The 20,459-nt window shown below is 67.0% G+C and carries 22 protein-coding genes; 3 read left to right on the top strand and 19 right to left on the bottom strand.

Annotation, left to right across the window (positions count from 1 at the left end; all coding sequences use genetic code 11):
* Positions 1-10: 10 nt before the first annotated feature.
* The 14 genes from rpsJ to H504_RS40265 all read right to left on the bottom strand — a co-directional run bounded on the left by rpsJ (position 11) and on the right by H504_RS40265 (position 8,665).
* Positions 11-316, bottom strand: a complete 306-nt coding sequence (rpsJ, locus tag H504_RS0119345; protein ID WP_003938093.1) for a 30S ribosomal protein S10 — start codon at positions 314-316, stop codon at positions 11-13.
* A gap of 338 nt (positions 317-654) precedes the next feature.
* A complete protein-coding gene (tuf, locus tag H504_RS0119340) occupies positions 655-1,848 on the bottom strand; it encodes an elongation factor Tu (RefSeq protein ID WP_026424118.1) in 1,194 nt (397 codons plus the stop codon).
* 134 nt (positions 1,849-1,982) lie between these two features.
* Entirely contained in the window at positions 1,983-4,088 is a 2,106-nt protein-coding gene (fusA, locus tag H504_RS0119335) for an elongation factor G (protein ID WP_026424117.1), read from the bottom strand.
* Between the two features lie 67 nt (positions 4,089-4,155).
* The gene (gene rpsG / locus H504_RS0119330) at positions 4,156-4,626 is read right to left on the bottom strand and encodes a 30S ribosomal protein S7 (RefSeq protein ID WP_026424116.1); all 471 of its coding nucleotides are present in this window, start codon (positions 4,624-4,626) and stop codon (positions 4,156-4,158) included.
* Position 4,627: 1 nt separating this feature from the next.
* A complete protein-coding gene (rpsL, locus tag H504_RS0119325) occupies positions 4,628-5,002 on the bottom strand; it encodes a 30S ribosomal protein S12 (RefSeq protein WP_026424115.1) in 375 nt (124 codons plus the stop codon).
* A gap of 403 nt (positions 5,003-5,405) precedes the next feature.
* Positions 5,406-5,819 (bottom strand): Imm1 family immunity protein, encoded by a 414-nt coding sequence (locus tag H504_RS0119320; protein ID WP_026424114.1) that lies wholly within the window; start codon positions 5,817-5,819, stop codon positions 5,406-5,408.
* Positions 5,816-6,223: an Imm1 family immunity protein gene (locus H504_RS0119315; protein WP_026424113.1), complete on the bottom strand. Its 408-nt coding sequence runs from the start codon at positions 6,221-6,223 to the stop codon at positions 5,816-5,818. The genes H504_RS0119320 and H504_RS0119315 overlap by 4 nt, the downstream gene beginning before the upstream one ends.
* Positions 6,220-6,591 carry an Imm1 family immunity protein gene (locus tag H504_RS0119310; protein WP_169735424.1) on the bottom strand — a complete coding sequence of 124 codons (372 nt, stop codon included), beginning with the start codon at positions 6,589-6,591 and terminating at the stop codon, positions 6,220-6,222. Before H504_RS0119310 ends, H504_RS0119315 begins: the two co-directional genes overlap by 4 nt.
* A 41-nt stretch (positions 6,592-6,632) precedes the next feature.
* Entirely contained in the window at positions 6,633-7,040 is a 408-nt protein-coding gene (locus H504_RS0119305; RefSeq protein WP_169735423.1) for an Imm1 family immunity protein, read from the bottom strand.
* Positions 7,041-7,082: 42 nt separating this feature from the next.
* Complete coding sequence (locus H504_RS0119300; protein ID WP_026424110.1) at positions 7,083-7,463, bottom strand: Imm1 family immunity protein; 381 nt, start codon at positions 7,461-7,463, stop codon at positions 7,083-7,085.
* Positions 7,460-8,056: a DddA-like double-stranded DNA deaminase toxin gene (locus tag H504_RS35970; RefSeq protein ID WP_051386039.1), complete on the bottom strand. Its 597-nt coding sequence runs from the start codon at positions 8,054-8,056 to the stop codon at positions 7,460-7,462. The genes H504_RS0119300 and H504_RS35970 overlap by 4 nt, the downstream gene beginning before the upstream one ends.
* Positions 8,057-8,246: 190 nt before the next feature.
* Entirely contained in the window at positions 8,247-8,399 is a 153-nt protein-coding gene (locus H504_RS40275; RefSeq protein ID WP_084467893.1) for a DUF397 domain-containing protein, read from the bottom strand.
* Between the two features lie 4 nt (positions 8,400-8,403).
* On the bottom strand, positions 8,404-8,556 hold the full coding sequence (locus tag H504_RS40270) for a DUF397 domain-containing protein (RefSeq protein ID WP_084467891.1): 153 nt from the start codon (positions 8,554-8,556) through the stop codon (positions 8,404-8,406).
* 4 nt (positions 8,557-8,560) lie between these two features.
* A complete protein-coding gene (locus tag H504_RS40265; protein WP_425394066.1) occupies positions 8,561-8,665 on the bottom strand; it encodes a DUF397 domain-containing protein in 105 nt (34 codons plus the stop codon).
* Here H504_RS40265 and H504_RS44065 point away from each other — a divergent pair.
* Entirely contained in the window at positions 8,616-8,888 is a 273-nt protein-coding gene (locus H504_RS44065) for a hypothetical protein (RefSeq protein ID WP_035304957.1), read from the top strand. The two genes, H504_RS40265 and H504_RS44065, sit on opposite strands and share 50 nt — an antisense overlap.
* On the opposite strand, the gene H504_RS40255 is transcribed toward H504_RS44065, so the two are convergent.
* Together H504_RS40255 and H504_RS0119265 are read right to left on the bottom strand one after the other, a co-directional pair.
* A complete protein-coding gene (locus H504_RS40255) occupies positions 8,873-9,028 on the bottom strand; it encodes a DUF397 domain-containing protein (protein ID WP_211239360.1) in 156 nt (51 codons plus the stop codon). The genes H504_RS44065 and H504_RS40255 overlap by 16 nt on opposite strands.
* A 14-nt stretch (positions 9,029-9,042) precedes the next feature.
* The gene (locus H504_RS0119265; RefSeq protein WP_245614361.1) at positions 9,043-9,912 is read right to left on the bottom strand and encodes a helix-turn-helix domain-containing protein; all 870 of its coding nucleotides are present in this window, start codon (positions 9,910-9,912) and stop codon (positions 9,043-9,045) included.
* 141 nt (positions 9,913-10,053) lie between these two features.
* Between H504_RS0119265 and H504_RS0119260 the strand changes: the two genes are divergently transcribed.
* Together H504_RS0119260 and H504_RS0119255 are read left to right on the top strand one after the other, a co-directional pair.
* On the top strand, positions 10,054-10,245 hold the full coding sequence (locus tag H504_RS0119260) for a hypothetical protein (RefSeq protein ID WP_026424107.1): 192 nt from the start codon (positions 10,054-10,056) through the stop codon (positions 10,243-10,245).
* 311 nt (positions 10,246-10,556) lie between these two features.
* Positions 10,557-11,435 carry a DUF4082 domain-containing protein gene (locus tag H504_RS0119255; RefSeq protein WP_026424106.1) on the top strand — a complete coding sequence of 293 codons (879 nt, stop codon included), beginning with the start codon at positions 10,557-10,559 and terminating at the stop codon, positions 11,433-11,435.
* On the opposite strand, the gene H504_RS35960 is transcribed toward H504_RS0119255, so the two are convergent.
* The 3 genes from H504_RS35960 to rpoB form a co-directional block, all read right to left on the bottom strand.
* Positions 11,396-12,541 (bottom strand): glycosyltransferase 87 family protein, encoded by a 1,146-nt coding sequence (locus H504_RS35960; RefSeq protein WP_084467885.1) that lies wholly within the window; start codon positions 12,539-12,541, stop codon positions 11,396-11,398. The genes H504_RS0119255 and H504_RS35960 overlap by 40 nt on opposite strands.
* A 203-nt stretch (positions 12,542-12,744) precedes the next feature.
* Positions 12,745-16,641: a DNA-directed RNA polymerase subunit beta' gene (locus H504_RS0119245; RefSeq protein WP_026424105.1), complete on the bottom strand. Its 3,897-nt coding sequence runs from the start codon at positions 16,639-16,641 to the stop codon at positions 12,745-12,747.
* A 103-nt stretch (positions 16,642-16,744) separates the two neighbouring features.
* Positions 16,745-20,248 carry a DNA-directed RNA polymerase subunit beta gene (gene rpoB / locus H504_RS0119240; protein WP_026424104.1) on the bottom strand — a complete coding sequence of 1,168 codons (3,504 nt, stop codon included), beginning with the start codon at positions 20,246-20,248 and terminating at the stop codon, positions 16,745-16,747.
* Positions 20,249-20,459 lie beyond the last annotated feature (211 nt).

The raw sequence follows: 20,459 nt of genomic DNA, 5'->3' as shown, positions 1-20,459 counted from the left end.
TGCGCCGCACTTACTGGATGTTGACGTCGACACTCGCAGGCAGGTCGATGCGCATGAGCGCGTCCACCGTCTTCGGGGTCGGGTCGAGGATGTCGATCAGACGCTTGTGCGTGCGCATCTCGAAGTGCTCGCGCGAGTCCTTGTACTTGTGCGGCGAGCGGATGACGCAGTAGACGTTCTTCTCCGTGGGCAGCGGCACTGGCCCCACGACCCGCGCGCCGGTGCGCGTCACGGTCTCCACGATCTTGCGCGCGGACGCGTCGATCGCCTCGTGGTCGTAGGCCTTGAGCCGGATGCGGATCTTCTGTCCCGCCATGGTGGCTTGCCGTTCCTCTTCTCGTTGCGATGTCGGCAGACCTGTCAGGCCGAACCGCGCCGCTTCCCTGTTCACATGCTGCGATCCCCGGCTCCCGGTCCACGCGGTCGGGCGTGTCGCGCCCGCTTCGCATGGCGGTCCCTTGGACGAACTCCGCGGGCAAGCCGAACATCTTCGTCTATAGGGGTCCGATGAGGCGAACCCCGGCTCTCACGCGGAGGCGGCCGGTTCGAAACGAACCCGGCCGCCCCGCGACGAGCAACCCGTAAAGGATGCCACACCCAGGTGTGACGATCCAAATCGGGGGGTTGGAAGTGACGCCAACCCCCCGACCGGAACTACTTCAGGATCTTGACGACCCGGCCCGCGCCGACGGTCCGGCCACCCTCGCGGATGGCGAAGCGCAGACCCTCGTCCATCGCGATCGGCTGGATCAGCGCGACGGTCATGCCGGTGTTGTCACCGGGCATCACCATCTCGGTGCCCTCGGGGAGGGTCACCACGCCGGTCACGTCGGTGGTGCGGAAGTAGAACTGCGGGCGGTAGTTGTTGAAGAACGGGGTGTGCCGACCGCCCTCGTCCTTGCTCAGGATGACGACCTGGGCCTCGAACTCGGTGTGCGGGGTCGTGGTGCCCGGCTTCACGATGACCTGACCGCGCTCGATGTCCTCGCGCTTGATGCCGCGGAGCAGGAGGCCGACGTTGTCGCCAGCCTGGCCCTGGTCGAGCAGCTTGCGGAACATCTCGACCCCGGTGACGGTGGTCTTCTGCGCCTTCTCGCGGATGCCGACGATCTCGACTTCCTCGTTGACGTTGATGATGCCGCGCTCGATGCGACCGGTCGCCACGGTGCCACGACCGGTGATCGTGAAGACGTCCTCGACGGGCATGAGGAACGGCTTGACGACATCGCGCTCGGGCTCCGGGATCGACTCGTCGACCGCGTCCATCAGCTCGATCAGGCGGGCGCCCCACTCGGCGTCGCCCTCCAGCGCCTTGAGCGCGGAGACGCGGACGACCGGGAGGTCGTCACCCGGGAAGTCCTGAGCCGAGAGCAGCTCGCGGACCTCCAGCTCGACCAGTTCGAGGATCTCCTCGTCGTCGACCATGTCGGCCTTGTTCAGGGCGACGACGATGTAGGGCACACCGACCTGGCGGGCGAGCAGCACGTGCTCGCGGGTCTGCGGCATCGGGCCGTCGGTCGCGGCGACCACCAGGATGGCGCCGTCCATCTGCGCCGCACCGGTGATCATGTTCTTGACGTAGTCCGCGTGACCGGGGCAGTCGACGTGCGCGTAGTGCCGCTTCTCGGTCTGGTACTCGATGTGCGCGATGGAGATGGTGATACCGCGCTGCTTCTCCTCCGGCGCCTTGTCGATCTCGTCGAACGGCGTGAAGGGGTTCAGGTCGGGGTACTTGTCGTGCAGGACCTTCGAGATCGCCGCGGTCAGCGTGGTCTTTCCGTGGTCGATGTGACCGATGGTCCCGATGTTGACGTGCGGCTTGGTCCGCTCGAACTTCGCCTTCGCCACTTGATGTCCTCCTGGACTTGTACGTTCCGCCTGACCGAAAGTCTTATTCGGATGGCGGCTTCAGGGTCGAATGTGCGGACCCCGGGGAGTTCCCCGGAGAGCCCGCACGTAATGTGCGGTGCTCCGGTGAGGGGCTACTCCCCCGTCGCCTTTGCGATGATCTCCTTCGCGACGTTCGCGGGAACCTCGGCGTAGGAGTCGAACACCATCGAGTAGTTGGCCCGACCCTGGGTCTTGGACCGCAGGTCGCCCACGTACCCGAACATCTCCGACAGCGGCACCAGGGCCTTGACGACCCGTGCCCCGCTGCGCTCCTCCATGGCCTGGATCTGGCCACGGCGGGAGTTCAGGTCGCCGATGACATCGCCCATGTAGTCCTCGGGCGAGGTGACCTCGACGGCCATCATCGGCTCCAGCAGCACCGGACCCGCCTTGCGGGCGGCTTCCTTGAGCGCCATGGAACCCGCGACCTTGAACGCCATCTCGGAGGAGTCAACCTCGTGGTAGGCGCCGTCCAGCAGGGTCAGCTTCAACCCGACGAGCGGGTAACCGGCGAGAACACCGTACTGCATGGCGTCCTGCGCACCGGCGTCGACCGACGGGATGTACTCGCGCGGCACGCGGCCACCGGTGACCCCGTTGGCGAACTCGTAGAGCGCGCCGTCGCTCTGGGTGGTGTCCAGCGGCTCCAGCTTGATGACGACCTTCGCGAACTGGCCCGACCCACCGGTCTGCTTCTTGTGGGTGTAGTCCAGCTTCTCGACCGTCTTGCGGATGGTCTCGCGGTAGGCCACCTGCGGCTTGCCGATGTTCGCCTCGACCTTGAACTCGCGGCGCATCCGGTCGACCAGGATGTCCAGGTGCAGCTCGCCCATGCCCGCGATGATCGTCTGGCCGGTCTCGTCGTCCAGGCTGACCTTGAAGGTGGGGTCTTCCTCGGCCAGCTTCTGGATCGCGGTGCCCAGCTTCTCCTGGTCGGCCTTCGTCTTGGGCTCGATGGCGACCTGGATGACCGGGTCCGGGAAGGTCATCGACTCGAGCACGATCGGGTGGGCCGGGTCGCACAGGGTCTCACCGGTGGTGGTGTCCTTGAGCCCGATCACCGCGTAGATGTGCCCGGCGATGGCCTCCTCGACCGGGTTCTCCTTGTTGGCGTGCATCTGGAAGATCTTCCCGATGCGCTCCTTGCGGTCCTTGGTCGAGTTGATGACCTGGGTGCCGCTGGGTACCCGGCCCGAGTAGACCCGGACGTAGGTGAGCTTGCCGAAGAACGGGTGGGTGGCGATCTTGAAGGCGAGCGCCGAGAACGGCTCCGCCAGCTCCGGCTTGCGGAACTGCGGGGTCTCACCGTCCTGCAGCGTGCCCTCGACCGGGGGCAGGTCCAGCGGCGACGGCAGGTAGTCGATCACCGCGTCCAGCATGGGCTGCACGCCCTTGTTCTTGAACGCCGAACCGCAGAGCACCGGGTACGCCGAACCGTCGTTGACGATCTTGCGGATGCCCGTCTTGATCTGCTCGACGGTCAGTTCCTCGCCACCGAGGTAGAGCTCCATCAGCGCGTCGTCGGTCTCGGCGACCGCCTCCAACAGCGCGTCGCGGAACTCCTCGGCCTTCTCCTGGAGGTCGGCCGGGATGTCCTCGATGGTGTAGTCCTCGCCCTTCTTGACCTCACCGCGCCAGGTCAGCGCCCGCATCTCGACCAGGTCGACGACACCGATGAAGTCCGACTCGGACCCGATCGGGATCTGGATCGGCAGCGGCTTGGCGCCGAGCCGCTCGGAGATGGTCTTGATGGTGAAGTAGAAGTCCGCGCCCAGCTTGTCCATCTTGTTGACGAAGCAGATGCGGGGCACGTCGTACTTGGTGGCCTGGCGCCACACCTGCTCGGACTGGGGCTCGACGCCTTCCTTGCCGTCGAAGACCGCGACCGCGCCGTCGAGCACCCGCAGGTTGCGCTCCACCTCGACGGTGAAGTCGACGTGGCCCGGGGTGTCGATGATGTTGATCTGGTGGTCTTTCCAGTAGCAGGTGGTCGCCGCGGAGGTGATGGTGATCCCCCGCTCCTGCTCCTGCTCCATCCAGTCCATGACCGCGGCGCCGTCGTGCACCTCGCCGATCTTGTAGCTGATCCCCGTGTAGAAGAGGATCCGCTCGGTCGTCGTGGTCTTGCCCGCGTCGATGTGGGCCATGATCCCGATGTTGCGGACCTTGGCCAGGTCGGTCAGCACGTCGAGTGCCACGGGTTCTTCCCCTGTCCTTGAGCTGCGGCGCCGCTGAGGGTCCGGCCAGGCGGCCGAACCCCTTGTCTCACCAGCGGTAGTGGGCGAATGCCTTGTTGGACTCGGCCATCTTGTGCGTGTCCTCGCGGCGCTTGACGCTGGCGCCGAGGCCGTTGGAGGCGTCGAGCAGCTCGTTCATCAACCGCTCGATCATGGTCTTCTCCCGGCGGGCCTGCGAGAAGGACACCAGCCAGCGCAGCGCGAGCGTGGTGGAGCGGCCCGGCTTGACCTCGATCGGCACCTGGTAGGTGGCACCACCGACGCGGCGGGACTTCACCTCCAGGGTGGGCTTCACGTTGTCCAGCGCGCGCTTGAGGGTGACGACCGGGTCGGTGCCGGTCTTGTCGCGGGCACCTTCGAGGGCCCCGTAGACGATGCGCTCGGCCACCGAGCGCTTGCCGTCCTTGAGGACCTTGTTGATGAGCTGGGTGACCAGCGGCGAGCTGTACACCGGGTCGGAGATCAGCGGCCGCTTCGGGGCCGGTCCCTTGCGGGGCATGTCAGCTCTTCTCCTTCTTCGCGCCGTAGAGGCTGCGGGCCTGCTTGCGGTTCTTCACGCCCTGCGTGTCCAGCGAGCCCCGAATGATCTTGTAGCGGACACCGGGGAGGTCCTTAACACGGCCGCCGCGCACGAGCACCATCGAGTGCTCCTGCAGGTTGTGCCCCTCACCCGGGATGTATGCCGTGACCTCGATGCCACTGGTCAGCCGAACGCGGGCGACCTTGCGCAGCGCGGAGTTCGGCTTCTTCGGGGTGGTGGTGTACACGCGGGTGCACACGCCACGGCGCTGCGGGCTCCCCTTGAGAGCCGCAGTCTTCTGCTTGGCGACCTTGTCCTGGCGGCCCTTGCGGACGAGCTGCTGGATCGTGGGCATAGACCGGCTTTCTCTTTGACTCCCGACACCCGCGCGGGGCGCCGAAGGCACTGTGTACTTGCGTTCCTGCTCTTCCGCCCGCCCCCCGAGGTCGGGCGTGTCGCCCTCGCTCGCGGCACCCGCACGGGAAGAAAATCATCCCAACGGGGTTCGGGAGGAACTCCGGCGTGACTGGCAGGAGTCCGCCCGGCGACATTCGAGCGAACGCCTGCCAAGCGGACCGCGCGGCACAGGCACACGGACCGACCCGACATGGGTCGGGCACGAGTAGCAAAGATACCTTGGTCGTGACGGGGAGGTCAAAACGGGGGTACCCCGGGTGCGCTCCGGTTGGTCCACCCGAACGCGTGGCAACCATCATGCCGTCGTGTGACGTCGCTCTCCGTGACCCGCCCACCCCAGCCTACCCGGCCCCTTCCTCCCGCCAGACCACCATCCCGGGCCGGTCACCCCCCGAGGTGAAGAACGCTTCGGCGGCGGCGAGGACGTCGGCGTAGGGGATCTGGGCGCAAGCGGGGAACTCGGACGCGTTGCTCATGTAGCTGTAGATGATCGGCTCACCGGCGGCAAGATCGCCGTTGTGGCTGGACCACAGACCCGGGCCGGTATAGGACAACACACCGACGTCACCGTGAACCCCGACCCCGAACTCCGGGGTGTCGTCATCGCCGTCGATGTACCAGAGGCTGAGCAACGGGGCGTCGTACGCCACGGAGTCCGCACGCACCCGCTCCACCATGGCCCGAACCGCAGCCAGGTCGGCGAGAAGGTGGCCGTCCTCGTCTTCGTAGCGATAGAAAGCCCGGATCGCTTTCACGTCTGTTCGCGCCAGGCGATCGAGGTGGGGCGATCGCCTCGGGAGTGGAAGAACTCGGCCGCGGCGGCGCGGATCTGGGTGAGGGGGAGGCGGGCGCTGTCGGGCATCTCGACCGGGGTGTCCATGTTCTCGTATTCGGTGACACCGGCGGTCGACGTGGTGGGGTCGTGGGAATACCAGATACCGTGGTGGCTGCGACCGGAGTGGTAGAGGACACCGTGATCGCGGTCGACGCCGATGGCGAACTCGGGGGTGGTGGGGTCATCCTCGAAATAGACCTGGACGGCGATCGGGTACGGCTGAGTGCTGAGATCGACCAGCAGGGCGTCCAACTCCTCGGCACTGGCGAGCGGTATTCCCACCGACTCGTGGACGCGGGAATAGTAGGCAGTCGCGAAGGTCATTTCTCTTCCTGCCACGCGACTGACGAAGGTCGGTCACCACCGGATACGAAGAAGAACTCGGCGGCGGCGAGGACTTCGGGGTAGGGGATTTGATTGTTGGTCGAGAACTCGGTGGCGTTCGACATGTAGCTGTAGGTGACGACTTCGCCGGTGTCCGGGGTGCCGTTGTGGCTCGACCACAAGCCCGGCCAAGCACGACCCGTGTAGGACAACACGCCAACGTCGCCGTCGACGCCGACGCAGAACTCCGGGGAATCGGCGTCGCCGTCGACGCACCACTGGGTGAACAGGGGGGCGTCGTAGCGGACGGAGTCTTGCCGGACTCGGTCAACCAGGGCACGTACGGCGGCCAGGTCCGCGAGGAGCAAACCATCCCGATCTTCGTACCTGTAGAACGCACAGACAGCGTTCACGCCTGTTCGCGCCAGGCGACCGAAGTGGGGCGGTCGCCGTGAGAGTGAAAGAACTCGGCGGCGGCCGCGCGGATTTGGGTGAGCGGGAGGCGGGCATTGTCGGGCATCTCGATCGCGGTGTCCGAGTTCTCGTAGTCGGTGAGGCCGATCGACGTGATGGCGGGGTTGTGGGTGTACCAGACACCGATGTGGTTGCGGCCGGAGTAGTAGAGGGCGCCGTGGTCACCGTCGATGCCGATGGCGAACTCGGGCATGTCGGGGTCGTCCTCGAAATAGACCTGCACGAAGATCCGGCGGGTCTGGGTACTCAGGTGGAGCAGGAGAGCGTCCAACTCCTCGGCACTGGCGAGCGGGACTCCTGTCCGCGCGTGGGCGCGGGAATAGTAGGCAGTCGCGAAAGTCATGTATCCCATCTCTCTTCCTGCCACGCGACTGACGAAGGTCGGTCACCGCCGGATACGAAGAAGAACTCGGCGGCGGCGAGGATTTCGGGGGTATGGGATCTGGTTGTTGACGCGGAACTCGGTGGGGCTGCCCAGGTACTCGTAGTCGACGGTTTCGCCGTTGTCCGGGGTGCCGTTGTCGCTGAGCCACAGGCCGGGCCAGGAACGACCGGTGTAGGAAAGCACGCCGACATCACCGTGGACGCCGAGGGCGAGTTCCGGGGTGGCGGCATCGCCGTCGATGTACAACTGGGCGAGCAAGGGGATGTCGTGGTCGCGGGAGTCCCGGTGCATCTCGGCCAGGAGGAACCGGACGGCGGCCAAGTCCGGGAGCAGTGCGACATCCTTGTCGCCGTAGTCGTAGTAGGCCTTGATCGGGCTCACGATTCTCCTCGATATGTTTTGAGAAATCCACGCGCACCGTGAACGGTCATGGAGTAGCCTTTAGGCAGGATCTTGGGAATCTGCCCGTCGCAACCATACTCGCCAGGGCAGGGCATATTGTTGATCACCAGGGTGACCGACCGTATCTCCGACAGTCTCATGTGCACCGCGAGTGTGATTTCCACATCAGAAGTTCGAGTCGGGATCTGGGTGGACCGGGCTTGGTACCACTTCACCGCGTGTTCGTACTTCTCGTCGCGGCCGCTGACCTCCGAGTGGATCATTCCGTCCGAACCGACCCAGCGACCGTGGGTCTTGGGGCGTGGCGACCCGGGTGGCCGCTGGCGCCACCTCACCAAGTCGGGCGGCATGTCCCGGCGAAGTGCGGCTACCTGGTCGGCGTCGAGCGAAGCAGTCGACCTGGGGAGGCTGATCTCCGGGGCGGTGGGGCCGAGGTAAGCGGTGAGGTGGTGCTCGATCGCTGCGAGGGTGGTGAGGAGGGCAGTGGCGGCGGAGCGGGCGGCGAGGAGGGGTTCGGTGGCGTGGGTGTGACCGGCGGCGCCGGTGAGGATGGTGTCGACGCAGTGGTGCACCGCGGGTGAGGGTGTCGGTGAGGGATTGAGCGGCGGACTTGAGGTGCGTGAGGGCGGTGAGTGTTCGTCGGAGCTGAGCGAGGTGCTCGGCGATGGACACGGGGTCCAGGGTTGTGACGGCGGGCAGGGAGGGGAAGACGGATGACGGCCCCTGATCAGGTTGGGATCAGGGGCCGTCATTGGGGGGTTGTCAGCGGGCGAGGTGGCGGGCGAGGGCGCGGAGGTCGACCGCGAGGCTCGGGCCGGTGGGGTTCTTCGAATCCCGGACGGCAGACAAGTCGCTGCGGACCTCCACGCAGTCCATGCCGTTGTTGCTGCGGCTGGACTTACGCCAGGTGACCATGGGATCAGCCCCTCAAGTGACGAGCCAGGGCGCGGAGGTCGACCGCGAGGCTCGGGCCGGTGGGGTTCTTCGAATCCCGGACGGCAGACAAGTCGCTGCGGACCTCCACGCAGTCCATGCCGTTGTTGCTGCGGCTGGACTTACGCCAGGTGACCATGGGATCAGCCCCTCAAGTGACGAGCCAGGGCGCGGAGGTCGACCGCGAGGCTCGGGCCGGTGGGGTTCTTCGAATCCCGGACGGCAGACAAGTCGCTGCGGACCTCCACGCAGTTGCTGCCGTTGTTGCTGCGGGTGGACTTGCGCCAGGTGGCCATCGGTCAGCCCCTCAGGTGGCGCGACAGGGCACGAAGGTCGACCGCGATGCTCCGGCCAGCCGGGTTCTTCGAATCCCGGATGGCGGACAGGTCGTTGCGGACCTCCACGCAGTCGGTGCCGTTGCTGCTGCGGGTGGACTTACGCCAAGTGACCATGGGTCAGCCCTTCAAGTGACGGGACAAGGCACGGAGGTCGACCGCGAGGCTTGGGCCGGTGGGGTTCTTGGAGTCCCGGATGGCGGACAGGTCGTTGCGGACTTCCACGCAGTCGCTGCCGTTGCTGCTGCGGGTGGACTTGCGCCAAGTGCTGGTCATGGTGCCCTCCGGGATCACGTGAAGGCGGCCAGCCGGGTCTGGATCGCGGCGGCGGACTCTGCCGGTGACAGGGCCACCGTGCGTAGCTGGTCCGCATTCCGAGTGTACTGCGCGACTTGGCGCTGTTCCTGGATGTATATCGCGTCATCCGGAATCTCCACGTAAACCACCGGCCTGGCCTGCTGCTGACTATCCTCATCGAGGAAGTGGAGCAGGGTGAACTTGCCCTCCAGCCCATCATGGCGACCGACCGAAGTAGGCAGCACCTGGATCGCGACGTTGCTTCGTTCTCCCAGGGCAAGCAGGTGCTCCAGTTGGCCGCGCATTACCTCGGCCGAGCCGCCGATTGGCCTATCGAGTACCGACTCTTCGACGATCATCGTTACGTGCAATGGGTTCTTGTCGCTGAAGACCCGTTGCTGGCGTTCCATCCGCAGGCCGACCAAACGCTCCTCCTGGTCCGGCCGGACGCGCGAACTCGGTGCGGTCACGCCTGCGGAATAGTCGCGGGTTTGGGTCAGGGCGTGCAGGACCAGCGGCGCGTAGGTGACGACGTGGGAAGCCAAGCCCTCCAACCCGATGTAGGTGCGCAGCCAGTCCGGTATCACGTCGTTCCACCGGCCGAGCCAGCTTGACTTGTCGGCGCGGCCTGCGAGGTAGGTGAGGCGGTCGACGTCGTAGGTGGGGGCGCCGTAGCGGGTCAGCATCACGTCGATCTGTTGCGGTGAGGGCAAATGCCTGCCGACCTCGAAGTGTGCGACCATCCCGCCGGATATCTTGAGCGCCTTGCCGACCTCCGCCTGGGAGACGCCTGCCTGCTTGCGGTAGTTGGTCAGCTCCACACCGATCAGCCACCGCAGCGCCGAGGGGTCCACGCGTTCCACGATCAGATTCTCCCGTGCTCGTTGAGGCTGCACAGTGTGCCGCATCGGTGACCCTGAGCAATATCACCCGATGGTGTTATAGATCGAGCTGGGTTGATAGCTATACGTTGAACGCACTGGTCGACGAAACAGGAGGGTCGGATGAACGCGACAGAGATCCGGGTCAGTGCGGGCCTGGAGGTGGCGAGCGACTGCGCGATCCGCTCGTACCCGTGTGGCGACAAGGCCATCGCCATCGTGTTCGGCGAGGGCCGCGACGGGGTCGAGATGGTGTGCGCACCGGAGAGCCTGGAACGGCTGGTCACGGTGGCCAGCGCGGCGCTCGCCAAGTAGCGGACGTGGTCCCTGGCTGCTCACGACAGCCAGGGGCCACATCCTTTGTGGACAACCAACGGCCGCCCGGGATCCATGGTGCCCGCCGGGAGCACCGCGCTGCCACGCGGGTGGCGGTTGAACACCTTCATCCCGTTGCGGGGACGGATATCCGGCCCCGGCTCACCCGTCCGGGCGCCTGCCGCTCGGCGCAAGCCCCACTGGGCCACGCGCCACTAGTCACCCGACTGGCCGCTCCGCCGTCCGACGCACTCGATTACCTTGTCGCGCACCGGTTTTCGCCAAGGCCGGTTTCCGCCAAGGAGGGTGCCGTGCGTCGCCTGGCCGCGCTTGTCTTCGCCTTGCCGCTGCTGCTGTTGGGCCAGCTCCCCGCCCACGCCGCCGAACCGCCCACCGCGTGGCTGGACGGACTGCCCGACGACACGCTGGTCACCGCCGGTCAACCGATCACCCTGCACGGCCACTCGGCGGGTGTCCCCGGCGACGGCGTGAAGTACACCGAACTCGCCGACGGCGACCCCAACCACTACCTCGTCATCGCGGGCGCAGGCCAGACCGACTGGACGTACACGCTCACCCCGAACGACTGGCAGGTCGGCCCGCTGACCATCTGGGGCCGCGTGGTGCTCGACAGCTTCCGCACGGTCGCCCTCCCGCTCGCCCACATCCGGGTCGGCTACCCGCGCACAGACCCGGTGACCTGCCCGTGCAGCTACCTACCCGCGAGCAAGAGCTCCGGGGTGTACGACGAGCACCACCCGATGGAGCTGGGCCTCAAGTTCTTCGTCGACCGCCCCAGCACCATCACCGGAATCACCTACTACGGCGCCGCCCCGTCGACCGGCGGCACGGTCGGGCACCTGTGGTCCACCGACGGCACACTCGTCGCCACGACGACATCGTCCCCGGACCCCTTCCACTTCACCTTCGACACCCCGGTCGCCCTGAAGCCCTACGCGACCTACGTGGCCGCCTACACCACCACCAACGGCCTCTACGCCGCCAGCCCCGGCTTCTTCACCAGCGACGTCCCCCGAACCTCAGGCCCGATCACCGCCATCGGCAACCCGTACGCCTACGGCTACGGCGAAGGCCCCGGCGTGTACGGCAACGGCGGCCAGTACCCGCGCGCCACCTACAACGTGACCAGCTACGAGGTCACGCCGATCGTCGTGCCGACGGGGGGCTGATCCCGCGCCGACACCGCCAAGACGGCCAGGAACACCAACAGGTAGAGGTTCCCGACGACGAACTGGAGCAAGCCGGTCACGACCGCGGGACCCGAGCCGTCTGGCGGGTCGGCGAGCGCCAAGACCAGCGGCAAGGTGCCGAGAACCAGCACCGCCGGTACACACCACCAGAACCGCCTGTGCCACAGGCGATCGGCCACGACCACGACGAGGGGCGCCACCCACACCCAGTGGTGCCCCCACGACCACGGGGAGATCGCCGCCGCGCCCAAGCCCACCACCGTGATCGCGAGCAGCCGATCACCGCGTCGGGTGAGCTGGGTCGCGACGACGAGGGTGGCGGCGCACACGACCACCGCGGCGACGGCCCACACCCACGGCGGGAAACCGCCGCGCAGCAACAATCCGCGGATCGACTGGTTGTGCGGCGAGGTCAGGTCGGCGTAGATGCGACCTGTGTCGGCGAACATGCCGCCGAACCAGTAGTCGGCGGAGTCCAGTGGCAGCACGATGAACCCGAGGATGACCGTGCCCGCCGCCGTCGTCGCGGCGACGGCGGCCTCGCGGAACCGGCGAACCACGAGCAGGTAGCCGATGAAGATCAGCGGCGTGAGCTTGAGCCCAGCGGCGAGACCGACTCCGACGCCGCGCCACCACACCCCGTCGCGCCCGGTCAGATCTCCGAGCACCAGCGCGACGAGCAGCAAGTTGATCTGTCCAACGTAGACACTCGCGTGCACGGTCTCGGTCAGCAGCAGGGCGGCGACGACCCCGACGACCGGCGCGATCGCGCGAACCCCCAGCGACAGCCAGGATCGGCGGACCACGAACACCAGCAGCGCGCCGTTCCCCACCACCGCAAGGACTTTCGCCGCGGTCCCGGACATGACGGCCAGCGGCGTGAACAGCAGGGCCGAGAACGGCGGGTAGGTGAACAACAACCCGTTCCAGACCGGGCCGCGGTACAGGTGGCCGCCGGAGCGCACCACCTCCGCGCCACCCCGGTAGACCGCCAGGTCGATGGCGTCGGCGCGCACCGCCAACCCCAGCACCACGAGGGCGAGGCCCCCGCCCACGACGGTGAGCACCACTGCGCGCGCGTTCACGAACTTCCCTCGGCATCAGGGGATCCAGCCACGCCGGAACCCCAGGCGTAGATCAACTACGCCCAGCAGAACGGCGGAACGCGGTCCGGCACAAGGAAGTTCTGTGAAATTGCCGGTGAAAGTGGTCACCGGCGGGAAAGCACGCGGAAACGACAACACCCCCGGCCGTGGCCGGGGGTGTTGTCTTCGCTCAGAGCGGGGTACTACCGGTAGTCACGACCGAAGTCGTAGTCGTCCAGCGGGACCGCCGCGCCGGTGCCGGTGCCGAACACGTCCGGCGTGTAGTAGCCGTCGTCGTAGGACGGGATCGCGTAGGCGGCGACCCGGGCCTCTTCGGTCGGCTGGACCTGGATGTTGCGGTACTTGTTGATGCCGGTACCGGCCGGGATCAGCTTGCCGATGATCACGTTCTCCTTCAGGCCGACGAGCTTGTCCGAGCGGCCGTTGATGGCGGCGTCGGTCAGCACGCGGGTGGTTTCCTGGAAGGAGGCCGCCGAGAGCCACGAGTCGGTGGCCAGCGACGCCTTGGTGATGCCCATCAGGACCGGGCGACCGGAGGCGGGCTCGCCACCGGAGGCCACGACGCGGCGGTTCTCCGACTCGAACTCGGCGCGTTCGATCAACGCGCCGGGCAGGAACTCGGCGGAACCGCTGTCCAGGATGGTCACCCGGCGCAGCATCTGCCGGACGATGACCTCGATGTGCTTGTCGTGGATGGACACACCCTGCGCCCGGTACACCTTCTGGACCTCGTCCACCAGGTGCAACTGCGCCTCGCGGGGACCCATCACGCGCAGCACCTCGTGCGGGTCCCGGGTGCCTTCGAGCAACTGCTGGCCGACCGCCACGTGGTCACCGTCGGACAGCGGGCCGTCCGGGGTGGCCGCGAGCCGCTGGCGCTTGGACAGCTTCTCGAAGATGATCTCCTCGCTGCCGTCGTCCGGGATCAGGGTGATCTTCCAGAACCGGTCGCCGTCTTCGATCCGGACCCGGCCGTCGACATCGGCGATCGGGGCCTTGCCCTTGGGGACGCGGGCCTCGAACAGCTCCTGCACACGGGGCAGACCGGTGGTGATGTCGTCGTTGACGACGCCGCCCTGCTGGAACGTGCGCATGGTCAACTGGGTGCCGGGCTCACCGATGGACTGCGCGGCGACGATGCCGACGGCCTCACCGATGTCGACCAACTGGCCGGTCGCCATCGAGCGGCCGTAGCAGGTCGCGCACACGCCGACCTGGGCCTCGCAGGTGAGCACGGAGCGCACCTTGACCTTGGTGACGCCGTAGGACAGCAGCTTCTCGATGGCCGGGTCGCCCAGGTCGTCGGCCCGGTTGAGCAGGACCTCGCCGTTGGGCGCCTTGACCTCGTCGGCGACGCAGCGCGCGTAGACGCCGGTCTCCACGTGCTGGGCGCGCACGGCCCTGTCGCCCGCGGGCTCGCCGAGCTTCATCATGATGCCGCGGGTGGTGCCGCAGTCGACCTCGCGGACGATGACGTCCTGCGACACGTCCACCAGACGCCGGGTCAGGTAACCCGAGTCGGCGGTGCGCAGTGCGGTGTCGGCGAGACCCTTGCGGGCACCGTGCGTGGCGATGAAGTACTCCAGCACCGACAGGCCCTCGCGGAAGTTCGCCTTGATCGGCCGCGGGATGAACTCGCCCCGGGGGTTGGTCACCAGACCGTTCATGCCCGCCAACTGGCGGATCTGGGTCATGTTGCCCGCCGCGCCCGACTTCACGATCGTCGGGATCGGGTTCTCCTCCGGGAAGTTCTCCTCCATCGCGCGGGCCACGTCCTCGGTCGCGTTCGACCAGACCTTGACCAGCTCGTTGTTGCGCTCCGACGCGGAGAGCTGACCGCGCTGGTAGCGCTTCTCGACCGTGTCGGCCTTCTTCTCGTACTCGTCGAGGATGCCCTTCTTGGCGGGCGGTACGACGACGTCCGAGATGGCGATGGTGACACCCGAGCGGGTGGCCCAGTAGAAGCCCGCGTCCTTGAGCTTGTCCAGCGTCCGCGCCACGGTGACCATCGGGTACCGCTCGGCGAGGTCGTTGACGATCGCGGCCTGCCGCTTCTTCGGCATCGGCTCGTTCATGAACGGGTAGTCCGGCGGGAGCAGCTCGTTGAACAGCACCCGGCCCAGGGTGGTCTCGGCCAGCCACGGCTGACCGGGGGTCCAGCCCTCCGGCTGCATGCCCGCACCGGGGTACCGGTCCGAGATGCGGATCTTCACCGCGGACTGCAGGCCGATCACGCCGCGGTCGAAGGCCATGATGGCCTCGGCAGGCGAGGAGAACGCCAGGCCCTCGCCGACGCCGCCCGCCTTCGGGCGGGTCAGGTGGTAGATGCCGGTGACCATGTCCAGACGCGGCATCGCCAGCGGGCGACCCGACGCCGGGGACAGGATGTTGTTCGACGACAGCATCAGGATCCGCGCCTCGGCCTGCGCCTCGGCGGACAGCGGCAGGTGGACCGCCATCTGGTCACCGTCGAAGTCGGCGTTGAACGCCTCGCAGACCAGCGGGTGCAACTGGATCGCCTTGCCCTCGACCAACTGCGGCTCGAAGGCCTGGATGCCCAGGCGGTGCAGGGTGGGCGCGCGGTTGAGCATCACCGGGTGCTCGGTGATGACCTCTTCCAGCACGTCCCACACGGCCGGGCGGGCCCGCTCGACCATCCGCTTGGCGGACTTGATGTTCTGCGCGTGGTTCAGGTCGACCAGCCGCTTCATCACGAACGGCTTGAACAGCTCCAGCGCCATCGCCTTGGGCAGGCCGCACTGGTGCAGCTTGAGCTGCGGGCCCACCACGATGACCGAACGGCCGGAGTAGTCAACCCGCTTGCCGAGCAGGTTCTGCCGGAACCGGCCCTGCTTGCCCTTGAGCAGGTCGGACAGCGACTTCAGCGGCCGGTTGCCCGGACCGGTGACCGGACGGCCGCGGCGGCCGTTGTCGAACAGCGCGTCGACGGCCTCCTGCAGCATCCGCTTCTCGTTGTTGACGATGATCTCGGGCGCGCCGAGGTCGATCAGCCGCTTCAACCGGTTGTTCCGGTTGATGACCCGGCGGTAGAGGTCGTTCAGGTCGGAGGTGGCGAACCGGCCACCGTCGAGCTGCACCATCGGCCGCAGGTCCGGCGGGATCACCGGGACGCAGTCGAGCACCATGCCCATCGGCGAGTTGCGGGTCGCCTGGAACGCGGCGACGACCTTGAGCCGCTTGAGCGCGCGCAGCTTCTTCTGGCCCTTGCCGCTGCGGATGGTCTCGCGCAGGATGTCGGCCTCGGCGTCCACGTCGAAGTCGCGGGCCAGGGTCTGGATGGCCTCGGCGCCCATCGACCCGGTGAAGTAGTCGCCGTAGCGGTCGATCAGCTCGCGGTAGAGCATCTCGTCGGCGATGAGCTGCTTGGAGTCGAGCTTGGTGAAGGTGGTCCAGATCTCGTCGAGCCGGTCCAGCTCGCGCTGGGCGCGGTCGCGGAGCTGGCGCATCTCCCGCTCGCCGCCCTCCTTGACCTTGCGCCGGATGTCGCTCTTGGCGCCCTCGGCCTCGAGCTGGGCCAGGTCGGCTTCGAGCTTCTGCGCGCGGCCCTCGATGTCGGCGTCGCGCTTGTTCTCGACCTGCTTGCGCTCGACGCCCATCTCGGACTCGAGGGTGGGCAGGTCGTTGTGCCGCAGCTCGGTGTTCACCGAGGTGATCACGTACGCCGCGAAGTAGATGATCTTCTCGAGGTCCTTGGGGGCCAGGTCGAGCAGGTAGCCCAACCGGGACGGCACGCCCTTGAAGTACCAGATGTGGGTGACCGGCGCGGCCAGCTCGATGTGGCCCATCCGCTCGCGGCGCACCTTGGCGCGGGTGACCTCGACGCCACAGCGCTCACAGATGATGCCCTTGAAGCGCACGCGCTTGTACTTGCCGCAGTAGCACTCCCAGTCCCGGGTGGGACCGAAGATCTTCTCGCAGAACAGCCCATCCTTCTCCGGCTTCAACGTCCGGTAGTTGATGGTCTCCGGCTTCTTGACCTCACCAAACGACCACTGCCGAATGTCGTCCGCGGTAGCAAGGCCGATGCGCAATTCGTCGAAGAAGTTGACGTCCAGCACGTCTGTTCTTCTCCCCTTCTTGGTTACAGCACGAAAATGGGGGGATCAGTGCCTGGCCCGCCGGGAACGGTTTTCCGAGCCGTTCCCAGCGGCGGCGGCTAGGTCAGTTGACGACGTCGTCCACGGACGGCGACTCATTGCGGGACAGGTTGATGCCGAGGTTGGCCGCGGCACGCTCCAGGTCCTCGTCGTCGCCGTCGCGCATCTCGATGGCCGCGCCGTCGCTGGACAGCACCTCCACGTTCAGGCACAGCGACTGGAGCTCCTTGAGGAGCACCTTGAACGACTCCGGGATGCCCGGCTCGGGGATGTTCTCGCCCTTGACGATGGCCTCGTACACCTTCACGCGGCCGAGCACGTCGTCGGACTTGATGGTGAGCAGCTCCTGCAGCGTGTAGGCCGCGCCGTAGGCCTGCATGGCCCAGCACTCCATCTCACCGAAGCGCTGACCACCGAACTGCGCCTTACCACCGAGCGGCTGCTGGGTGATCATCGAGTACGGGCCGGTGGACCGGGCGTGGATCTTGTCGTCGACCAGGTGCAGCAGCTTGAGGATGTACATGTAGCCGACCGAGACCGGGTACGGGTACGGCTCGCCGCTGCGACCGTCGAACAACTGCGCCTTGCCGTCCTCCTTGACCATCCGCTCGCCGTCGCGGTTCGGCCGGGTGGAGGCGAGCAGGCCCTGCAGCTCGTTCTCCTTCACGCCGTCGAACACCGGGGTCGCGGTGTTGGTGTCCGGCTCGACGTCGTAGAGGTCCTCGGGCAGCTTCGACGCCCAGTCCGGGCTGCCCTCGATCTGCCAGCCCTGTTTGGCGATCCACCCGAGGTGGGACTCCAGGATCTGGCCGATGTTCATCCGTCGCGGCACACCGTGGGTGTTCAGCACGACGTCGACCGGGGTGCCGTCGGCGAGGAACGGCATGTCCTCGACCGGGAGGATCTTGCCGATGACGCCCTTGTTGCCGTGCCGACCGGCCAGCTTGTCGCCGTCCTGGATCTTGCGCTTCTGCGCCACGTACACCCGGACCAGCTCGTTGACGCCGGGGGGCAGCTCGTCCTCGTCCTCGCGGGAGAACACCCGGATGCCGATGACCTTGCCGGTCTCGCCGTGCGGCACCTTCAGCGAGGTGTCGCGGACCTCGCGGGCCTTCTCACCGAAGATCGCGCGCAGCAGCCGCTCCTCCGGGGTCAGCTCGGTCTCGCCCTTCGGGGTGACCTTGCCGACCAGGATGTCGCCCGCGCCGACCTCGGCGCCGATCCGGATGATGCCGCGCTCGTCGAGGTCCGCGAGGACCTCCTCGGAGACGTTCGGGATGTCCCGGGTGATCTCCTCGGCGCCGAGCTTGGTGTCCCGCGCGTCGATCTCGTGCTCGTCGATGTGGATCGAGGTGAGCACGTCGTCCTGCACCAGGCGCTGGGACAGGATGATCGCGTCCTCGTAGTTGTGCCCCTCCCACGGCATGATCGCCACCAGCAGGTTCTTGCCGAGGGCCATCTCACCGTCCTCGGTGCACGGACCGTCCGCGATGACCTGGCCCGCCTCGATCCGGTCGCCCTCGGCGATGATCGGCTTCTGGTTGATGCAGGTGCCCTGGTTGGACCGGCGGAACTTGTGCATCCCGTAGGTCTGCCGGGTGCCGTCGTCGGCCATGATCGTGATGAAGTCGGCGGAGAGCTCCTCGACCACACCCGACTTCGACGCGGTGACCAGGTCGCCGCCGTCGACCGCGGCGCGCAGCTCCATGCCGGTGCCGACCAGCGGGGACTCCGAGCGCAGCAGCGGAACGGCCTGGCGCTGCATGTTGGCGCCCATCAGCGCGCGGTTGGCCGCGTCGTGCTCGAGGAACGGGATCATCGCGGTCGCGACCGACACCATCTGCCGCGGCGAGACGTCCATGTAGTCCACGTCGAACGGCTCGATGAACTCGACCTCACCGCCGCGCTTGCGGACCAGGACGCGCTCCTCGGCGAAGTGGTTCTCCTCGTCGAGCGGGGCGTTGGCCTGCGCGATGACGTGCCGGTCCTCCTCGTCCGCGGTCAGGTAGTCGATCTGGTCGGTGACCTGGCCCTCGACGACCTTGCGGTACGGGGTCTCGATGAAGCCGAACGGGTTGACCCGCGCGTAGCTCGACAGCGAGCCGATCAGGCCGATGTTCGGGCCTTCCGGCGTCTCGATCGGGCACATCCGGCCGTAGTGGCTGTGGTGCACGTCGCGCACCTCCATGCCCGCGCGCTCCCGGGACAGACCGCCGGGGCCCAGCGCCGACAGGCGGCGCTTGTGGGTCAGGCCCGCGACCGGGTTGGTCTGGTCCATGAACTGGGAGAGCTGCGAGGTGCCGAAGAACTCCTTGATCGCCGCCACCACCGGGCGGATGTTGATCAGGGTCTGCGGGGTGATCGCCTCGACGTCCTGGGTGGTCATCCGCTCGCGGACGACCCGCTCCATCCGGGACAGGCCGACCCGGATCTGGTTCTGGATCAGCTCGCCGACGGTGCGCAGGCGGCGGTTGCCGAAGTGGTCGATGTCGTCGACCTCGACCGGCACCGTGTTGGCGTCTTCGCCCTTGCCCACGGTCATCTCGGTGTCACCCGCGTGCAGCCGGACCAGGTACTCGATCGTGGTGACGATGTCGTCCTCGGTCAGCACGCCGGACTGCATCGGCAGCGACACGCCCAGCTTCTTGTTGACCTTGTACCGGCCGACCTTGGCCAGGTCGTAGCGCTTGTCCTTGAAGAACAGGTTCTCCAGCAGGGTCTGCGCCGACTCCTTGGTCGGCGGCTCACCCGGGCGCAGCTTGCGGTAGATGTCCAGCAACGCCTCGTCGGTGCCCGCGGTGTGGTCCTTCTCCAGGGTGGCCAGCAGGGTCTCGGAGAAGTGGAACCGCTCGCGGATCGCCTCGGTGGTCCAGCCGAGCGCCTTGAGCAACACGGTCACCGGCTGGCGGCGCTTGCGGTCGATGCGCACGCCCACGGTGTCGCGCTTGTCGACGTCGAACTCCAGCCACGCGCCCCGGCTCGGGATGACCTTGACGCTGAAGACGTCCTTGTCGGTGGTCTTGTCGATCGCGGTGTCGAAGTAGACCCCCGGCGAACGGACGAGCTGGGAGACCACGACCCGCTCGGTGCCGTTGATGATGAACGTGCCCTTGTTCGTCATCACCGGGAAGTCACCCATGAACACCGTCTGGCTCTTGATCTCGCCGGTGGTGTTGTTGGTGAACTCGGCCGTGACGAACAGCGGTGCCGCGTAGGTCATGTCCTTGTCCTTGCACTCCTCCACGGAGGCCTTGACCTCGTCGAAGCGCGGGTCGGAGAAGGACAGGGACATGGAGCCGGAGAAGTCCTCGATCGGGGAGATCTCGTTGAGGACTTCCTCAAGGCCGCCGACGGGGTTCTCGTCACCGGCGTCGACGCGGCGCTGGAACCACGCCTCGTTGCCGGTGAACCACTCGAACGACTGGATCTGCAGGTCCAGCAGGTTGGGGGTGCCCAGCGGCTCGCGGATCTTCGCGAACGAGACCCGGCGGGGGGCGTTCGGGATGCCGGCGTTCGAGGGGGTGGAGTTGGTCGCAGCAGTGGCCTTGGTCGCGCGGGAGACTGCCAAGATGCGTCCTTCCAGGACTATGAGCGGTTGACAGCCGCGCTAGCAACAGATAACGCGCCTGTCAAGGGTGCCGTGGTGCCCAACATCCTAGCTCTTGGCAAAGGGCGTGCGGAAAGTGGGCAGCGCAAAGGGGCAGTCTAGCCACTATAGAGGCGACTGTCGAGGCCCGCCGCTCAATCGGTCCTCCCGCTCAGTACGTGCTGGGTAACAG

This window comes from Actinokineospora inagensis DSM 44258 (assembly GCF_000482865.1).
GTDB classification, from domain to species: Bacteria; Actinomycetota; Actinomycetes; order Mycobacteriales; family Pseudonocardiaceae; genus Actinokineospora; species Actinokineospora inagensis.
The sequence above is the reverse complement of the archived record's forward strand: the minus strand, read 5'-3'. Positions and strand labels throughout refer to the sequence as shown.